The following is an 18,409-nucleotide window of genomic DNA, read 5'->3' on the forward strand; positions in this document are numbered from 1 at the left end:
CCAATGTAAATAAAATAGATTTATATTTTTTAAAATAACCCTAAATGCCGCTATAATGAAAGCGTTTAAAATACTAATATATTAGAATTTTAACTCAAAATCCCGAATTACTTTTGCAATAAAATTGCATCCTTTTACACTATAATTGCATTAAATAAAAAAAGCCTTTCATCAATTTTTTCAGATGATTAAAGGCTTTACTTACTATTTTTTTGTTTATACTCTTTTGGGGTTACGCCTTCTTCCTCTTTAAAAACACGAGAAAAGTATTGTTGATTTTTAAAACCTACAATAAAGGTGATTTCTATCAACGAAAGATTAGAATTGATTAATAATTCCTTCGCTTCCTTAATCCTTACCAAATTTCGATAATGACTGATTGTCATCCCTTTTTCTTTTTTGAAAGTACGCATTAAGTGGGAAGAATGCACATGTAACTTTCGGGATATGTCCTCAATCGATATATCCTCAGAAAAGTTCATCTTAATAAAATGCTCAGCTTTCTCGGCAATTGTTGCTTTCTCAAATTCGATAAAACGAATTGAAGGGTCTGCGTACTCCTCTAGCATTTTTTTATGAATCTCTTCTAGTTCAGGTGTAGACTTGGCGTTCTCAATCATAATTGCGTATTTTTCAGAAAGGTAATGACATTGCCATGCACTCAAGCCACCTTTTTCCGCTGAATAGCTGTAGAGCGTATTATGCGATAATAATATGTTTTTTAATGCACGTATTTCATTCCTTGGAACTCTTTTAATAATATCTAAAGTGTCTGTTTCTCCTCTTAGAAACTCATTAAATCCATTTATATATTGAACAACAGATTTCTGATCTCCTTTTCGAATGGATTGCAATAATTCCTCCCGAAATTTGTGTCCTGATTCGATTTTTTCATGCTTTGTTTTATTCTTAATTAACTCATTGTTTATTTGATCTTCTAGGTCTTCCCTTTCCATTTTCCCATCACCTCACTTCAAATGGGCTAGTTGCCTTCTTGTAGAAGGAGCACTCATTGTGTACTATTACTTTTTTTGTAAAGAACCTGAAGAAAATGCACCTTTATGCAGAACAGCAGCACGCTTTGGTAACCTTGCTACAGCCTCAGCTGAACAGCTGGCAGATACGAGGACAGCAGTAGCTTCATCCCCAACCTTGGGCCAGACTTGATTTCCCTCTTTATCTAAAGGTGTAATGCCTCTAGTGGCTAGGGATAAAGCGCGTGATAAGTTATATTCATTGCTCCAACCATATAATTGTGCGGCAAGATGCGCTTTCTGAAGGATATCACCAATCCCAAACGGTGACCAATGATCTGTAATACTGTCATTTCCGAGAAGGATTTCAACTCCCTGCTTTTGAAAGAGTGGAATTGGCATCACCGATTTACCAATTGGAACAGTTGAGGCAATTGAAATACCTAATGAAGCTAATCGGTTTGCAAGCTCGATTCCTGATTCTTCCGACAATGAAGCTAGTGAGAATGCATGGCTGATTGTTACTTTTCCATTTAGTCCAGCCTCTTCGGTTAAATCAGCCAATCTATTAATAGCTTTAATCCCTGTTTCCCCACCCTCATGAAGATGAATATCAATGCCTTTGTTATAGTCAACTGCGATTTGTACCATTTTTTCCAAAGACTTATCCATATTTCCGTCAACAACGGTTGGATCAAGACCTCCTACATGTGTTACGCCAAGCTCCATAGCCTCTCGTAATAACCCTTCTACATTAGAGCGAAGCAATCCATGTTGAGGAAAAGCTACGATCTCATGTGAAATTTCATCTGAATAATTCTCAAGGGCAGCCTTTAATTTTTCGAGATTTTTTAGCCCGACAGTCTGATCAATATTACAATGACTTCGAACATATGTTGAACCGTAGCTCAGGATTAGCTCAATTAATTTTTCCGCACGCTCTTGTGCCGTTGTCAGTAGCTCTGGCAGTATTTCCTCCTCTAATTCAATCATGTCAAAAATACTTTTTCGATTTGCTCCTGCCTTCCAGGGACCCCCATAGTAGGTTTTATCTAAATGGATATGCATGTCCTTAAATGCTGGGAGGAGAAGCATTCCCATCGCATCGTAGCAATCTATTTCACTTCTATATGGTAGATGAGTATCTTGTATTTTCTTAATAATACCGTTTTCTATTTCGATATGACGTAATTCTGTTTCAGTGGCGACAACCTGCCCATCTTCATATTTATAGCCACTTTCTAATCGAACATTTAACAGCATATAGGAGTTCTTTTTATGTAGATCTTCTTTGAACGTACTTCTATCTTCCATTCGTGTATTCTCCTTTGGATAGATCTATTTATTTTACTACAAATTCGAGAGACTGCTTTTTGTGCAAATGGTACAAAGGATTTGTAGGATCATGTTTGATTGCATTCTCAATTGCATCAATTGCTAAAGCGGTTTTACCATTTTTATCTTTTTAATGAATGCTAGCTCCTATTTGCAGGAGGCGTTCTACATCTTCCAATAATCCATTTTCACTTGCACTAATAAGGTTTTCATGTAAGGTTTGTTTTTGCATATATTAGCTCCCTCAATAGCTTACTTGATTTCTTTCATATGTTGGCTTCATTTTTCTTCTGCATGTTGAAGTATTTATTCCAATTCTTAAAATCTTCTAGATTTTATCACATTCTCTTGCTCAGTCAATAACAGATATGGTGTGAATACCCAAACAATTATGTATTTGGATTCATTTACGTATGGTTCACTCAACGAGTCTACATGAGGATCAAACTCAAAAGCTAAACTATAAGATTTTGGGATATAAAAATGTGGATTCGAATTCTAACAAACTTGTATTAATTTCTTAGCTTGAGGCATATGCCCAACCCAAATAGGCTACTTTAGCATATCCTTTAGTGTATTAAATAAACAGGAGGGATTTGCTTTGACTAATGATTATCCATATATCGGTTTACAGGAACCATTTAATCAAGAAATAATTGATGTCAATGATCAACGAATACGCCCCGGATTTGGATTTGGTAGACCTGGTTTTGGTAGACCAGGCTTTGGGTTTGGCAGACCGGGCTTTGGATTCGGTAGACCTGGTTTTGGTTTTGGTAGACCAGGCTTTGGTTTAGGATTTTTAGGAGGTCTAGCCACTGGTGCACTACTAGCTCCAGGTCCAGGATATGGTTATTATTACCCACCATACCCTTATTATTATCCGCCGTACCCACCATATTACCCATACTCATACTATCCAAATTATAATATTCCATTCTCTCCTTACTAAAACGTACAAAGATAACAGAAAAAAACGGAGTGTCCATTCATCGGCACTCCGTTTTCCTTGAACTGATGTGTGATTTCCTGAATATGAGTTGTGTTTTCCAACCTCTTTAGTGCATTTTTTTAAGAACCCCTATTAAAATATTGATGTTGAAACATACACATTCTTATTGCATTATGATATTCACCATCAACAAAAAACTCATCAATTAATTCTCCTTCAAATTGAAAACCAAGTTTTTGATAAATGTGAATCGCTTTTTCATTCGTTTTATCCACGATTAAATACAATTTATACATATTCAATACAGAAAACGCATAGTCCATTGCGAGATAGGTTGCAGACTTCGCATATCCATGCCCTTGATGATTGGGATCAATAATAATTTGGAATTCAACCCTACGATGAATATAATCAATCTCTACTAATTCAACTAACCCCACCATTTCATCGCCTTTTTGTACAATAAATCTTCTTTCACCCTGATCATGAATATGCTTATCATATAAATCCTGCAATTCAACAAATGACTCATATGGCTCCTCAAACCAATAGGACATGATGTTTGCATTAATATTTAATTTATGGACAAATCCTAAGTCAACTCGTTCTAAAGGCCTTAATTTAACATTACTCATTACTATTCATCCTCCGAAACCTGCATTCAATCCTCTTTAAATAAAGTCTTTCCTTTTCTCCCGCTTTTTGACCATTTTTTCTAAAAAAAATCTCGTGTTTCACGCAAACAGGCAGTTCCGCCTTTTACTGCAGAATAAATATTGCAAGACGCAAAAAAAGGCAACTACAAAAAAGCAGATGGTATAGAGATTCTATATCAACTGCTTTTCTATTCTATGAGTTCCAACCACGCAAAAAACTACACGACAGCCTGGCACTGATCGCAAATAGTGATGAGTGGGGAAATTGTGTCAGTCAATAGCAAACGACTAATCACGCATTAATGCACCATTAGGCTTTTGTAACTCTTGCTCTGTGAGTTGATTCATTTTACAAAAATGTTCAAAGAATTGTTGGGCAAGCTCTCGTTCCTTTGGATCACTTTTCAACGAAACGATATCGAGCAAAATTTGAGCCATCCATAGGTTATCAAAATAGCGGTATTTCCCTGTATTCCATGTCATTTTGTGAGGGTGCTTTTCATTGACGTAATATTTCCAGAAAAGCATCTGCTCAGATTCCTGTTCTGAAAGTTGGATCCTGTATGTGGAATGAGCTGGAATATATCCATCTTCACAAAGCTTACCGATAAAACCTTCCTTTACCATATAGACACCTAAGATACGTCTGTCTTTTTCAGGCTTGCTGTCATCTATTTCGGTTAACAGGACAGCACTATTTTGGTGCAAGCGGATTGGTTTATTTGGCTTCCCCTTGTTCGTTCCACTTTTAATTTCGCCTGAAAAAACCTTCCACTCAGATAGAGAACGATTCTGTTCTTCTGGATCACACCAAAAAACCATTTGTGATTCTGGATGAAGTTTATGATTTTTCATAAGTTTTTCATATTCCAAGCGAAGTTCCTGTTTTTTCCGATGTAGTTTTCGTTCCTCTTCCTTCTTCGATTCTTCTTCTTTTCGTTCCATTTCCTTTTCTTGAATCATTTTTTCAAGTGAATTAGCAATACTTTTATCATGCATTTTTAGATGTTTTTCAAAAACATCAGGGAAAACAAACTTTTTATTTTCCGACTCAAAATGGATTTCAATACTAGAGTCATTATGTTCAACTATACTACCCATACCAAAACGTTTGTGTGTAACTTTCTTATTAATAAGATTCATTATTCTAGTCCTCCTTGTAGAATAAAAAAACCCGGTTACTAATAGATAGTAAATTGATCATTTTATTCAACTTGTTTCCTTAAATCCCACATAACTGATTGATTTGTTCTTCGCTTTTAAAAATTGATATAGAAAAACAATTGTAAGATTATTGTAACATTTTTTTGAAAGTTTTTCAAATTTTCTTGTTGACAATATATTTTATCGTGAGGTAAAATGAAATTTTATTCCCTGCAACCACTTGATATAGCTATAAAAAAAGGCTTCCCAAAAGTCATAAAACTTTTAGGAAACCTCTATAAACAATCACTTTCTATGTTGTTAATTGGAATGATAAATTAGAACCTCATTAAATGAGTGGCAGTGGCTCTACCCTCTGTATTTGATCGTTAGCCCTTTTAAAAAGTTTCTGGCGAAATTATCTCCGCATTCTTTATAATTCTTATGTCCTTCTTTTCGTAATAAAGCCCCTAACTCTCCTTTTGTTACACGTAATCCTACATTATCAAAAATATCTAGCATATCCTCAGTCGTTAAAGCTAGTGCAATTTTGACTTTTTTTAATAGAAGATTATTTACGTTCCCACTTGTCTTTAGTGTAGGTTCTGGTGGATTAGGCTGTCCTGGTTTTGGCTCCTGCTTCCCTCTTTTGTAAATAATAAGGCCATTTAAAAATGAGTCTAACATACTGTGGGTACACTTTATTTGATCTTCATTCTCAAAATCATCTTCATCATATGTCTTTGTAAGAATCTTTACAACATCTGGTACTGGCACGTCCATGCCACCAAGTTTAAAAATCTCTGCCATTTCTTTATTTTTTATTTCCAATGCATATCTCAATCGGATTAAAATATCGTTATTATCCATCATTTGAGCTCCCTTTTTCAATAGTGTACCTGTTTAAGCAACGGGTAATTTTCGATTGCTTATACATAGATTCTACCCTTTTCCTTCAGCAGAAGCTAGCTCACTTCCCTTAATCTGGGATTTTTTACCCATTTTATTTAAAGACCTTATATAGACTTGTCGCAAAATTTAAAATAATTTACCATAATAATGTAATCTACTTTGTTAGCGCTTGCAGTTCAATAAATAAAGGAGGGATCTAAAACATATAGGTTTATTCGATTTGTTATTTCAGGAGACGTTTGTTTTCAAAATTACCCTAGGGAGGTATTTTATTTGAAAAAGAAAGGCTTATGTCTTTTAATGGTCTTATTTACTTTTGGATTTATACTAGCCGCATGTAATGCTAATGAAGGTTCAACCCCGCCAGCGGATAAAAATGACCCTGCTGATGATGAGGGTATTTCTGGTGAGATCACGGTTTGGGCACATCCATATACGGGTGGTCCGGAAGCAGAAACGGCGATGTGGGACAAAATGATTGCTTCTTTTGAAGAACAATATGATGTAAAAGTAAATTTTGAAACCATACCATGGGCAAACCGTGATCAGAAAATACTTACCGCACTTGCTTCTAACACGGGTCCAGATATTTTTTATGCCATTCCAGACCAAATGCCACAATATGCTGATGTAGGTATGTTATTAGAACTTGATCCCTATTTAGAAGACAACGATATGGATGATTTTGGTGAAACAGCATTGATGGCGACTCAGTGGAAAGGTAAAACTTACGGCCTTCCAATATTACAGGAAGCAACAACATTCTTTTATAATGTCGATGTCATTGAAGCAATAGGAGAAGATCCAAATAATCTTCCGAAAACATGGGACGAATTTAAAGAATGGGCTGAAAAAGCGAAAGCAAGTGGATATTATGCCATGAGCTATCCAGGTGGTGGTTCCATGAACCACACATTGTATCCATGGCTTTGGCAGGCAGGTGGAAATGTTGTAAACGAGGATAATGAAGTTTTAATCAATAGCCCAGAAGGTTTAGAAGCCTTTGAACTTATTAATGACATGTATCAAAAGGAATGGATCCCTAATGATTCAATAACGGCTACGGATCATAACGCATTATGGTTAGGTGGAAAAATATTAGCTGTAATGGGATCTGCAGATTTAATATCTGTACTACAAGAAGAGGGAGATTTTGATTTTGTCATTTCACCACCACTAAAAAACAAGGAACAATTCGCTTATGGTACGACAGGAATGTTTGTTGTTGCTTCTAATAGTGATAATCCAGATGCAGCTGCTGAGTTTTTAAAAACAATTACAAATGCAGACAATCAAAGAACTTTTAATTCTTTAACAAACTTTATACCTACAAGGGAATCGGCTAAAGATATTTTTGCTGAAGGAGATCCTTTAGGTTATGTTGCAGCGAACACACAATACGCACTACCTGGGGTAATCCATCCGAAAGGTCGAGCAATCATGCCATTAATTCAGGCAGAATTACAAGCCATGATGGCAGGCGAAAAAACCCCGCAGGAAGCACTTGATGCTGCAGAAAAAGCAATTGAGACTGAGATTGCAAAGTAACGGAACTCGGGTAGTATATAAGAACGAAATGAACTCTGGAAATTCACGTAAATAAGGTGGGAAAACTTTAATGTCAAAAATAACCATCATTGGAGCAGGAAGTACAGCTTTTGCTAAAAACCTACTAGGTGATTGCATGACGGTAGAAGCGCTTCAAGATTTTGAATTTGCATTATTTGATATTGACCAAGAAAGATTAAAAGAATCTGAAGCCATGTTGACTAACTTAAAGGAAAGTCTTCATTCAACTGTGAAAATTGCTTCCTATACGGACCGTAAACAGGCTTTAAGAAATGCAAAATATGTAATTAACACGATTCATGTAGGTGGGTATAATCCGGGTACAATCACTGACTTTGAGATACCAAAAAAATATAACCTACGACAAACTATTGCCGATACAGTTGGAATCGGCGGTATTTTCCGTAGCTTACGTACGATCCCGGTTCTTATGGACATCGCTAAAGATATGGAAGAAGTTTGTCCTAATGCTTGGTTTTTAAATTATACAAACCCAATGGCAGTTTTGACTGGTACCATGTTACGGTATACAAATATTAAAACTGTCGGATTATGTCACAGTGTCCAAGTATGTGCTAGTAGACTATTAGATTCTTTGGAAATGCCAAAAGATAAGGTACAGTGGAAGATTGCAGGTATTAATCATATGGCATGGCTGTTGGAAATTACGCGTGACGGAAAAGATTTATACCCAGTAATCAAGCAAAGAGCAATGGTAAAGCAAAAAACGAAACATGATGATATGGTTCGTTTCGAATTAATGAAACACTTTGGTTATTATGTCACCGAGTCATCGGAGCATAATGCCGAATATCATCCTTATTTTATCAAAAGTAAATATCCAGAGTTAATTGATCGTTTGAATATTCCATTGGATGAATATCCAAGAAGATGTGTCAATCAAATTGAAGGCTGGAAAAATATGCGTGAGGTTTTGGTAAATAACAAAAATCTAACGCATGAACGTACGCACGAATATGGCTCATACATTATTGAGGCAATGGAAACAGATGTCCCTTTTAAATTTGGGGGTAATGTCTTAAACACTGGTGGTTTGATTAGTAATCTACCAGAAAAAGCATGTGTGGAAGTCCCGTGTGTTGTTGACCGAAGCGGAATTGCTCCTACTTATGTTGGAGAGCTCCCACAACAATTAGCAGCTTTAAATCAAACAAATATTAATACGCAATTACTTACAATCGAAGCCGCAATGACGCTGAAAAAAGAATATATTTATCAGGCTGCTATGCTTGACCCACATACAGCTGCTGAATTGTCTCTAGATGATATTGTTTCATTATGTGATGACCTTATTGAAGCACATGGGGATTGGTTACCAAAATATAATTAATTGCATCTTTCATTTGTCCGCGACCTCTTCGTTCTATGTAGTAGATACATTCGTTCTAGTAGGTCGCGGATTTTTATAATTCAAGAAATAAGGAGATTAAATGAATGAAACGTTTATTTTTTATTCTACTATCATTTGTCCTACTTTTTTCAATGTTTATTACACCACAACCTATTAAAACTCATGCAGGAACAACCGGGACACAAGGGTTTGTAAAAAAATTAGGTGTACCACATTACACCGTTGGAATTTTCTCGAGTGCTTATGGAGAGGGGCCAAATGGAATACAGGCCACTTTTGTTGCGTCTTCCGGAGTATTTAACGTGATTAATACGGTTACTGGTGAAAAAGTGGCTAGCCACAAGCTAAATAATACAAGTTCGATTTGGGGAGTGACCGTTGATCCTTCGGGTATGGTTTATCTCGCAGATACGACCAACCTTTTCCGTTATAACCCGCAAACAGATGTACTTGAAGACCTTGGGAGGGCAACAGAAACAGAAGGAGCAACTTGGGGAATCACGTCCGATGAAAATGGTCGTATTTATGGCGGAACATGGCCAAATGGGAAAGTATTTATGTACGATCCAGTAACAGACCGTTTCACTGATTTCGGCACAACGGCTGAAGGTGCAGGATATGCAAGAGATGTTCAAGTATATGAAGGAAAACTTTATGTTGGTGTGGGAATTGAACAACACCTAATCGAATATGATTTGACCAGTGGAGAGAAAACTGAAATCCTTCTACCAGAAGAGAACCAAGATGAAGGAACCCCTTATGATGTTGATATCCGCGGTGATTATTTATTTACTCGTTTAGAAAAATCTAGCTCTCTACTAGTTTATGATCTGATTAATAAAACTTGGGTTGATGAAATCACGCAAGTAAAAGGCAGCATGGTCTCCCCTCTCGATGCAGATAATAAAGTCTATTTTCACAAAGGAACTACAATTCATTCCTATGATTTAGATACGCTAGAATTGTCAGCGACAGAACTTAATGACACTTGGAGCAGCAAAGGGTTCGGTTGGATTGAACTCGATGAACCAGGATTTGAAGGGTTAAATTTAACAAGCTTACGTTTTAATGGAACCTATTGGATTTATAATCCAACAACGGGTCAATCAAAAGAAATGACAGCCCAAATTGAAGGACAACCAATCAGCATTCAATCGATTGCCTTAGGTCCAGATGGAAATATCTATTCCAGTGGTTACCATTCTGGTGGATTCGCCTATTACTCTACTACAGATGATAAAATTACAAGTTTTACCGGATTTGGACAAGGGGAAGGTATTATAGCGACAGAGAATTATTTATATTTAGGTGTCTATCCTGGAGCCAATATTTATCAATATGACCCTACCCTTCCTTATCAACATGATCCGACCGTTCCTGAAAAACAAACTAATCCAAAGGTCCTTTTTTCATTAAATGGTATGGAACAGGATCGCCCATTTGCCTGGGCAGAAGGTGATGGTCTAGTTTTTGTAGGTACTGTTCCTGATTATGGTGTGTTAGGTGGAACACTTTCCATATTAAATGAAGCTACAGGTGAGCACGAAACATTTAGAAATGTTGTCCAAGATCAAAGCATTATCTCTCTCCAATACAAAGATGGATTAATCTATGGCGGTACAAGTGTGTATGGTGGATTGGATAGTACGCCGACCGCTAATGATGCAAAGCTATTTATTTTCGATCCAGAAACAAAAGAAAAAATATACGAAGGTACTCCGATTCCTGGGGAAAGAGGTATTGGTGCACTTGAGTTTGATGACGAAGGTTATTTATGGGGCATGACTCGAGGTAAAATCTTTAAATTCGATCCAAAATCCCGTGAAGTTCTTCAGTCAAAAGAGTTGTTCAGCTATAGCTGGGATGGAGTTAGTCACTACTGGAAAGGTGCATTCTTAGACTTTGATGAGGATGGCAACTTCTATGGAACATCTTTAGGTCGATTGTTTAAATTCAATCCAAATAACTGGGAAATAGAAATCTTGGATGACAACGCTTCTCTTTATGCAAAAGATGATGAAGGGAATATCTACTTTTCACGCGGAGCAGAATTATTTGCTTATGTTCGTGATGGTGAAGAAAGTACGCTACCAGAAGCCCCAATCATCTTAGACCCAGTAAAACCAATGTCTACGAACAACAGTACACCAGAGATAACAATTGAGACTGAGCCAGGAGCAAAAGTGTTCATTGTCGATAATGATGAAACAGTTGGTGTTGGTGAAGCGAATAAGAATGGTATTGCTGTGATCAAAACACAATCCCTATCACAGGGAATTCATAAGATGAAAGCTTATGTGGTTGATAAAGTTGGAAATAAAAGTGACCTAGTCGCAGTTCCACACATTATTATTAACAATGGTAAAAAACCAAATTAATAGAATATAAATGCATGGGGCTGTCCCTTAAGTTATTTGGTTTGACTTAGGACAGCTCCCTTTTTTATTACCTTACTTCTGTTCCGCTAGTTTCGTAAGAATTTCTTCGCACATTTCATGGGTTTTCAATGCATCCCGAGCTGAAATTAAGGTTTCCGAATTTGTGCTGACAGCACGAATAAAATCTTTCACCATTTGCTCAAACCCTCTTTTAAACAAGGTTGGCTCCCAATCACTGCTCCGAACCTCACTATTTTCTATACCTTTCGAAATGACTAAGTTGGATACATTCGTGACCGTCCGCTTCTCGAACGGACCCATAACTTGGGCAATTTCCTCAGTGGTCCCGTTATCCCTGTTCATAATGCCGATTGCCGTACCATCTTTTGAAATAAACTGAATCACCACATGAAATAAGGATTCATGATCCATACGGCCATTCACAACAATGTCATCGATCGGGTGCGGAAATAAATACCTCATCGTATCCACTACATGGATGAAATCATCGAAAATAAACGTCCTCGGCTCACCAGGTAGATTATTACGGTTTTTCTGGACCACAATCATATTTGGCTGAGATACTTCCTTCAAACTTCTATACGAAGGGGCAAATCTGCGATTAAATCCGGTCATAAGAATAAGGCCCCGCTCCTCCGCCAGTTCAACAAGTCTTTTAGCACCTTCATAATTATCCGTAATGGGTTTGTCCACAAACACATGAATCCCGTGTTGTAGAAGCAGATTAACTATTTCTTCATGAGAGGATGTCGACGAATGGATGAATGCCCCCGTAATCCCACTATCAACCAGGGATTTGAGGTCGGAGTGAATATGTTCAAACCGATACTGGTCGGTAATTTCCCGTAACTTTTCTTGGTTTCTTGTGTAAAAATGAAACTCTATCTCCTTTAATCCACTATAAACAGGAAGATACGCTTTTTGTGCAATATCTCCAAGTCCAATAACCCCAATTTTCGTCATTATAAATTCCCCTTTTTTAGATTAAGTCACAGTGATGAAAAAAACACTTACAATAATGATAGTAAAACAGCAACCAATAAACAAGTTCAATACGCGTCACAGTGACGACCGAATCATAGAATTTACATTAAAGTACTGTTATAACACAAACGGATTACAGCGTATACTTTTATAAAAAAAAATCCCCATCACCACTAGAAAATTTCATAGTCGTTTTGGGAAATTTTTATGTTCACGTGCTATACCTTTTTTAGAATGCCCTTTCTACAAACCAAACAATTCCGAATGCTAAAATTGCAACCGAAGTTCCTGGAACCACCCATTTAATAGGTTTGAATGTCAATTTTTTTAACCACAGGAGGATTGGGAATACCACTGAAACGATGATAAGTTGTCCAATTTCAATACCGATATTAAATGATAATAGGGAAGTGACCAAATGACTTCCATCAAGTCGCATCTCCGAGAGTATTCCTGCAAAACCGAATCCATGGATAAGTCCAAAACCAAAAGCAAGCCATGGCTGATGCTTTGAGTTAGGGTTAAAAATATTGATAAGTGCTATGTAAATGATACTTAAAGCAATGGCAGACTCTACTAACCTGCCAGGTAATTGAACAATATCTAGTGTTGCAAGTGCTAAAGTAATACTGTGGGCGATCGTAAACGCCGTAATCAAGGAGAAAATGTTTCGGATGTTTTTTGCCCCAAATAATAAGCTAATAACAAACAGGATATGATCATAACCTGTAAAGATATGCTCTAATCCAAGTAATAGAAACTGCTTCGCTGATTGAAAAAAGGTCACTTCTCCAATTTCAAGCTCTCTTGATTCGTATGACAGAACCGCCTCTTGTTGTTTACCATCTAATTTAATCGTTGCATAATTGGCATGACTGGGATCTGAATCATCTAAAAAAATATTATAGTCTAAGACTAATTTTTCAGGTTTTTCTTCTAGCTCATAGTTTAGGTCTATTACCGCAAACTGTCGCTCATTAATCGTTTCAACATCAGAAGTTTCTATGACACCCTCGACTTTAACACTATCTGCATAAAGTTCAATATGGGTATTTATATAATCCTGAACCATTTTCGTATCAAATTCTTGCTGATTATCCATTTCTTTTTGCATTGAATGACCAAGTTCTGTAAGATCGAGCTTCAGTTCATAATTGAGATTACTCCCGTTCACATTAATATGGGAGTACCCTTCACTGTTATTGGTATGGGCATATGCAGAGGGAGATTTTAGTAAAGAGGTAATTGAAATCATCATTATAATCAATAAAAATAGCTTTTTCATAGAATCCTCCATATTTAAATAGTTTCATTCGCTCATGCTGAAAAAAGGAAAGACAAGGAGGTCTTCGTCTCCTCGCCTTATTTCATGTTTTATAACCTATTTTGAAGTTTTGATAAACACCGGGTTTGAATAGAACCAAAGGTCAGACCACGGATTTTCTCCTCGAGGATCAATTTCAGGTTCTGTTTGTTGAGTATTTGTTCCACGTAAACGGATATAGCTGTCTTTATCAACATCTTTTAGTGTATGAGTAATCTCGATGTACTCACCTTTTTGCTTCCAATCTTTTTTAGTGAAGGTTTTGACGACTTTCGTTGTCGCATTTGTTGCAGATGAACGATCTTCTACTTTTCCAGTAACCTCACCCATAATTAAGTCAACATGATCAACTGTCGGATTATCGCCATTGGCATTTGCTGCGTTTGGATCTTTAATACGTATTGTTACTGTTACATCTTTAGATTTTCCTGGTATCGTTAACGTTTCACCGATCGTTGCTGAATTTCCTTTGGATTTCGCAAACCAAGGAGATTTTCCGCCAGCTTGAACTTTTACGTCAAGTTCAGAGATGAGGTCGCCGGTTGTAACGAAAACATTTCCATTACGAATGCTTTGCATGATATCATCATAGTCTTTCTCTGCTTTTACATATGTCTTCGAGTATTCACCTGGCCAGAAATCGCCACCACCATCACGCCAGTTTACATGCGAATCAGAAGTAGCTGTAATCCACCAGTGTCTTCCTTCACCTAGCATAGAATCCCATAGTCCACCAACCTTAGCCGCCATTTGATCAAATCCGCCCATTGTTGGATAGTTGCCATATGAACCACGAGCACCTTTAGGATCTTGAGAACCATCCGGATTGATTGCTGTAGCCTGATGACCAGGAGCGCCTTCCATACCAATAGAGATATTTGGAGCTATATCATTCCAATTACGAAACTCCTGTGGTGTATCTTGTCCCCATTGGCCGTCACCTTTTGCTGAACGAGATGGATGATGTGCAATATGAATTGGCTGTTCGCTCTCGTCTAATTGTTTCATATAGTTAAGTGCTTCGATCATTGTGGACTCAGTATCTCTGCTTCCGTCATTAGGATAAGGATCACGCTTATTAAATTTGCTTTCAATGTCATAAAGAATTTGTGACTCATTTTCAACTTTCGGAATCATGAGTGAACTATGGTCTGCAGCAGGTGTGTCAAACTCCATCCCGTAGAATTGAAGAACTTCAGGAACAGCTTCACGTGATTTCAATAATTCAGGATAGGCTTGCTCTAAATTAACCTTGGAATGGTTCGGACCCCCATGATCAGTTGTCATCACCCAATCAAGACCATACTCCCTAGCCTTTTCCGCATTTTTCGAAATCGGGTAAATGGCATCTCCAGCTCGGATAGGTGTCGGTGGATTTGTAGAATTGTCCCAGCCAACACTCCACTCGCTATGTACGTGATGATCACCTGCAAGCCATGTAGCGTTTTTCTGTTTTACTTCTTCCTGTGAAAATTCTTTTGCTTCAACTTTATGACCATTTCCATCATTAGAAAAGGATTGGGTTGTAAAAGCTGTTGTAGCAAGCACTGTTGTTGCGATAATTGGAATTGCCTTTTTCATACGAGATCCCATTTTTATGCCTCCAAATAATTTATTTAACGATTCAAATTATAGGGAGTAATTATGTTCGCTAGATTAATAGAATGTAAAGTCAACGTAAATATTCATTATATTTAAATGATTAGGAAAATAGAACTAGGTAAATAGAAATAGTCACAGTGACGACCCGAATATTCTTGTTTCACAAATAGTTTCACGAAATAGGTGATCACCTTCCACCTTTTGACACACAACTAATCCTTAAGTCATGTTTTATAGCTAGTAATATAGTATGATTTTTTTAAAAATTACGGAACTTTACAATTCTTCAATATGCCTTTAACACTCCTTTAATAATCTAGGATTAAGGTGATTATGAAATTAAATTCTAGTAATCTATGGGAGGTTCTATATTATGAACAAAAAAAAGATCATTATTCCACTATTAAGTGCAGCCATTCTATTTCCATCTGCGGCTAATGTATTTGCTGAACCGCATAAACAAGTAGATAGCGTAAAATCTGTTGAATTTATTGGTATGCCTGTACCTGCTACTAATGAGGAAAAATCTACTATGTACAGTGATGCCAAAGTACAAGTGACTTTAAAAGATGGTACAAAAAAAACAATTGATTTAGATTACTCTCCGTTAGCTCAGCCTGGTGATATCATTAATGGCAAAATCGTCGGAGCTGCATACGACATCAACGGCAATGTCATCACGAAAGCAAACGGTGAGCCTATTGTCTCAACTGCACCAGATGCAAACTCACTTCTTAGTGTAAATGGCAAAAGCGGTAAGTTGTATATGATCAATCATTTTGAGAGTATGCCAAGCAATGAAATTGGGACGGTACCAAGAGCGTTATATTTAAATACTGTCGAACAAGATAAGAAAACAGGCGAACTCAAAATTACTGATATTGAACCAATTGATTTTTCAGAATATGGTGGTGTATGGACTCCATGTGCCGCCATTTTATCCCCTTGGAACACTCATTTAGGCAGTGAAGAGTACGAACCAAACGCTCGTGCCCATGAAGAAAATCCTGAAAAATCATCTGTTACACAATTCGCACGGAATTATTATCAAGATCCAAATGCTATTGGAAATCCATACTTATATGGCTATACAACAGAAGTATCCGTTCACCCAAATGGTGAAGCAAAAGCAGTGAAACACCACAGTATGGGCCGGTTATCCTTTGAAAATGTAACAGTAGCACCTGATAACCGTACTGTTTACTATGGAGATGACGGCGGCTATGTGATGTCCTTTATGTACATCGCTGACAAAGAAAAAGATTTATCGGCTGGAACACTATATGCCGCAAAATTTGAACAAACTAGTGCTGAAAACGGCGGTGCTGGTAACTTAGAATGGATTAAATTAGGACATGCAACAGACGAAGAAGTGAAAGAATTAGCTGAAACTCTTTCATTCAGTGATATTTTTGAAACTACAAATGATAAAGAGTATGCATTAGCAAATGGCTTCAGCCATATTAAAACGGCAACTGGTGAAGAGTTTTTGAAAGTAAAACCAGGCATGGAAAAAGCAGCGGCTTTCCTAGAATCCCGCCGTTATGGGGCTATCCTTGGAGCAACTTCGGAATTTAATAAGATGGAGACACTCACATTCAATAAAGCCGATAACAAAATCTACATGGCTATGTCCACGATTGCAAAAGCCATGGAAGAAAATCCAAATGATCCTGTAGATGATATTCGACTACCAAAAATCAATGCTGGTGGGATTTATGAAATGAATCTAGCTGAAAGACAAACAGATCGTGAAGGCAACACTATTGACAGTAAGTATGTGGCAACTAAAATGGAAGCTATCGTAGTCGGTGAAGACATTCCAAAAGATGCAGAAGGAAACAAAGCACATCTTGATAAAATTGCCAATCCTGACAACATTGTATACTCTGAAAACTTAAGAACCCTATTTATTGCTGAGGATACTGGCAATCATGTAAATAATATTGGCTGGGCATATGATGTCGATACAAAGAAACTTTCTCGTATCATCTCTGCACCGGACGGCGGTGAAGTAACTGGAATACAGGCCATCGATAATTTAAATGGGCACTCTTACTTAATGGTTGGTTCTCAAAACCCAGGGAACATCGGTTATATCCAATTACCATCTGTTGATAAAAAATGACCTAGATTACGTCACAGTGACGACCCGAAAATTCTTGTTTCACAAATGGTTTCACGAATAGATGATAAACAATAAGCCCAATCTTTGTTTAGATTGGGCTTGGTAAGTTGGGCCTGACCCCTAGTGCGGTAATGCTTTACCGTATAGAGGGTCAGGCCCTTTTACAATTCTTAAGTTTTATCTTCTAGCTATCATCTCAATTTCAACCTGTGCACCAAGAGGAAGTGATGACACTCCTATAGTTGTCCGTGCAGGATAAGGCTCAGTGAATTGTTTAGAATATACTTCATTCATTGCTGTGAAATTATCCATATTAGTTAAGAATACATTCACTTTTTGAACATGTTCAGGAGTTAAACCTGCAGCATCCAATACGTTGAATAGATTTTTAAAACATTGAGTTGTCTGTTCAACAATATCACCTTCTACAAGCTTTCCATTTTGTGAGTCTACTGGGGTTTGTCCAGATAGGAATATTAAATCACCTGTTTCAATCGCATGTGAGTAAGGACCAACAGCAACAGCTCCAGGTGCACTATAAGCCTTTCTTGACATAAAAAACTCCTCCTTCTAAAACAAGATTTTATAGTAAGATATTAGCATAATATTCCAACCAATTCTCCTTTAAAACCGTGATCCCCATGCGGTAATACTTGGTGCGCAGGTGGTAAGACCCTTTTACCTTGTCTTCACCTTAGGACCTCATATAATCCACATGATAAAAAAATAAGACCGTGAATTCGTAACAGAGCCTCTAAACGAATTGACGGTCTTTTGACTATTTATTTTAATTAACAGCCCGGAAAAGGATGAAGATCTTGGATCATGTTATAGGTATAATGCTTCATCGCAAATTGTGATTGATATAAATACTCCATAACTTACAAACTGTTACCATCTGCATCACATAAGACCCCTGAAGTTCCTGTACCATCTACAAACGAAATCCCTACCGGCTGACCCAACAAGTATCCTATTTTATATTGCCAAGGCATTTTAAATCCCCCTTTTACCATAGGGTACGATTTGCGTTCTTCCTGTCACTTTAAATCCACTCAT

Annotated in this window: 14 protein-coding genes and 1 pseudogene; 5 read left to right on the forward strand and 10 right to left on the reverse strand. The window is 37.2% G+C overall.

The features are described from left to right. Nucleotides 1-197: 197 nt before the first annotated feature. Together CKK03_RS20935 and CKK03_RS20940 are read right to left on the reverse strand one after the other, a co-directional pair. Complete coding sequence (locus tag CKK03_RS20935) at nt 198-956, reverse strand: AraC family transcriptional regulator (RefSeq protein ID WP_099364448.1); 759 nt, start codon at nt 954-956, stop codon at nt 198-200. 66 nt (nt 957-1,022) lie between these two features. Then, nucleotides 1,023-2,288 (reverse strand): amidohydrolase, encoded by a 1,266-nt coding sequence (locus tag CKK03_RS20940; RefSeq protein WP_099364449.1) that lies wholly within the window; start codon nt 2,286-2,288, stop codon nt 1,023-1,025. A 622-nt stretch (nt 2,289-2,910) separates the two neighbouring features. On the opposite strand from CKK03_RS20940, the gene CKK03_RS20945 reads away from it, so the two are divergent. Continuing rightward, a complete protein-coding gene (locus tag CKK03_RS20945) occupies nt 2,911-3,261 on the forward strand; it encodes a hypothetical protein (protein WP_180271345.1) in 351 nt (116 codons plus the stop codon). A gap of 119 nt (nt 3,262-3,380) precedes the next feature. Here CKK03_RS20945 and speG read toward each other — a convergent pair whose 3' ends face one another. From speG to CKK03_RS20960, 3 genes are all read right to left on the reverse strand, one after another. Further along, complete coding sequence (gene speG, locus CKK03_RS20950; protein ID WP_099364450.1) at nt 3,381-3,896, reverse strand: spermidine N1-acetyltransferase; 516 nt, start codon at nt 3,894-3,896, stop codon at nt 3,381-3,383. A 309-nt stretch (nt 3,897-4,205) separates the two neighbouring features. Further along, nucleotides 4,206-5,060: a malate synthase gene (locus CKK03_RS20955; protein WP_099364451.1), complete on the reverse strand. Its 855-nt coding sequence runs from the start codon at nt 5,058-5,060 to the stop codon at nt 4,206-4,208. A 369-nt stretch (nt 5,061-5,429) separates the two neighbouring features. Continuing rightward, nucleotides 5,430-5,930, reverse strand: coding sequence for a YehS family protein (locus tag CKK03_RS20960; RefSeq protein ID WP_099364452.1), 501 nt, complete (start codon nt 5,928-5,930; stop codon nt 5,430-5,432). A 315-nt stretch (nt 5,931-6,245) separates the two neighbouring features. Here CKK03_RS20960 and CKK03_RS20965 point away from each other — a divergent pair, with 315 nt between their 5' ends. The 3 genes from CKK03_RS20965 (at nt 6,246) to CKK03_RS20975 (ending at nt 11,291) form a co-directional block, all read left to right on the forward strand. Then, nucleotides 6,246-7,520 (forward strand): sugar ABC transporter substrate-binding protein, encoded by a 1,275-nt coding sequence (locus CKK03_RS20965; protein ID WP_245864233.1) that lies wholly within the window; start codon nt 6,246-6,248, stop codon nt 7,518-7,520. 70 nt (nt 7,521-7,590) lie between these two features. Further along, nucleotides 7,591-8,892, forward strand: coding sequence for an alpha-glucosidase/alpha-galactosidase (locus tag CKK03_RS20970; RefSeq protein WP_099364453.1), 1,302 nt, complete (start codon nt 7,591-7,593; stop codon nt 8,890-8,892). A 104-nt stretch (nt 8,893-8,996) separates the two neighbouring features. Next, entirely contained in the window at nt 8,997-11,291 is a 2,295-nt protein-coding gene (locus CKK03_RS20975; RefSeq protein ID WP_099364454.1) for an Ig-like domain-containing protein, read from the forward strand. Nucleotides 11,292-11,363: 72 nt separating this feature from the next. On the opposite strand, the gene CKK03_RS20980 is transcribed toward CKK03_RS20975, so the two are convergent. The 3 genes from CKK03_RS20980 to CKK03_RS20990 form a co-directional block, all read right to left on the reverse strand. Continuing rightward, nucleotides 11,364-12,275: a Gfo/Idh/MocA family protein gene (locus tag CKK03_RS20980; RefSeq protein ID WP_099364455.1), complete on the reverse strand. Its 912-nt coding sequence runs from the start codon at nt 12,273-12,275 to the stop codon at nt 11,364-11,366. 250 nt (nt 12,276-12,525) lie between these two features. Then, nucleotides 12,526-13,581 carry a HupE/UreJ family protein gene (locus tag CKK03_RS20985; RefSeq protein ID WP_099364456.1) on the reverse strand — a complete coding sequence of 352 codons (1,056 nt, stop codon included), beginning with the start codon at nt 13,579-13,581 and terminating at the stop codon, nt 12,526-12,528. A gap of 96 nt (nt 13,582-13,677) precedes the next feature. Then, nucleotides 13,678-15,213, reverse strand: coding sequence for a CehA/McbA family metallohydrolase domain-containing protein (locus CKK03_RS20990; protein WP_099364457.1), 1,536 nt, complete (start codon nt 15,211-15,213; stop codon nt 13,678-13,680). A 382-nt stretch (nt 15,214-15,595) separates the two neighbouring features. Between CKK03_RS20990 and CKK03_RS20995 the strand changes: the two genes are divergently transcribed. Beyond that, on the forward strand, nt 15,596-17,350 hold the full coding sequence (locus CKK03_RS20995; RefSeq protein WP_099364458.1) for a PhoX family protein: 1,755 nt from the start codon (nt 15,596-15,598) through the stop codon (nt 17,348-17,350). Between the two features lie 177 nt (nt 17,351-17,527). Here CKK03_RS20995 and CKK03_RS21000 read toward each other — a convergent pair whose 3' ends face one another. Next, entirely contained in the window at nt 17,528-17,905 is a 378-nt protein-coding gene (locus tag CKK03_RS21000) for a RidA family protein (RefSeq protein WP_099364459.1), read from the reverse strand. A gap of 236 nt (nt 17,906-18,141) precedes the next feature. Then, a pseudogene (locus CKK03_RS21005) lies at nt 18,142-18,345 on the reverse strand (hypothetical protein). Nucleotides 18,346-18,409: the final 64 nt, after the last annotated feature.

The sequence above is a fragment of the Fredinandcohnia onubensis genome, from assembly GCF_002734215.1.
Lineage (GTDB): Bacteria > Bacillota > Bacilli > Bacillales > Bacillaceae_L > Ferdinandcohnia > Ferdinandcohnia onubensis.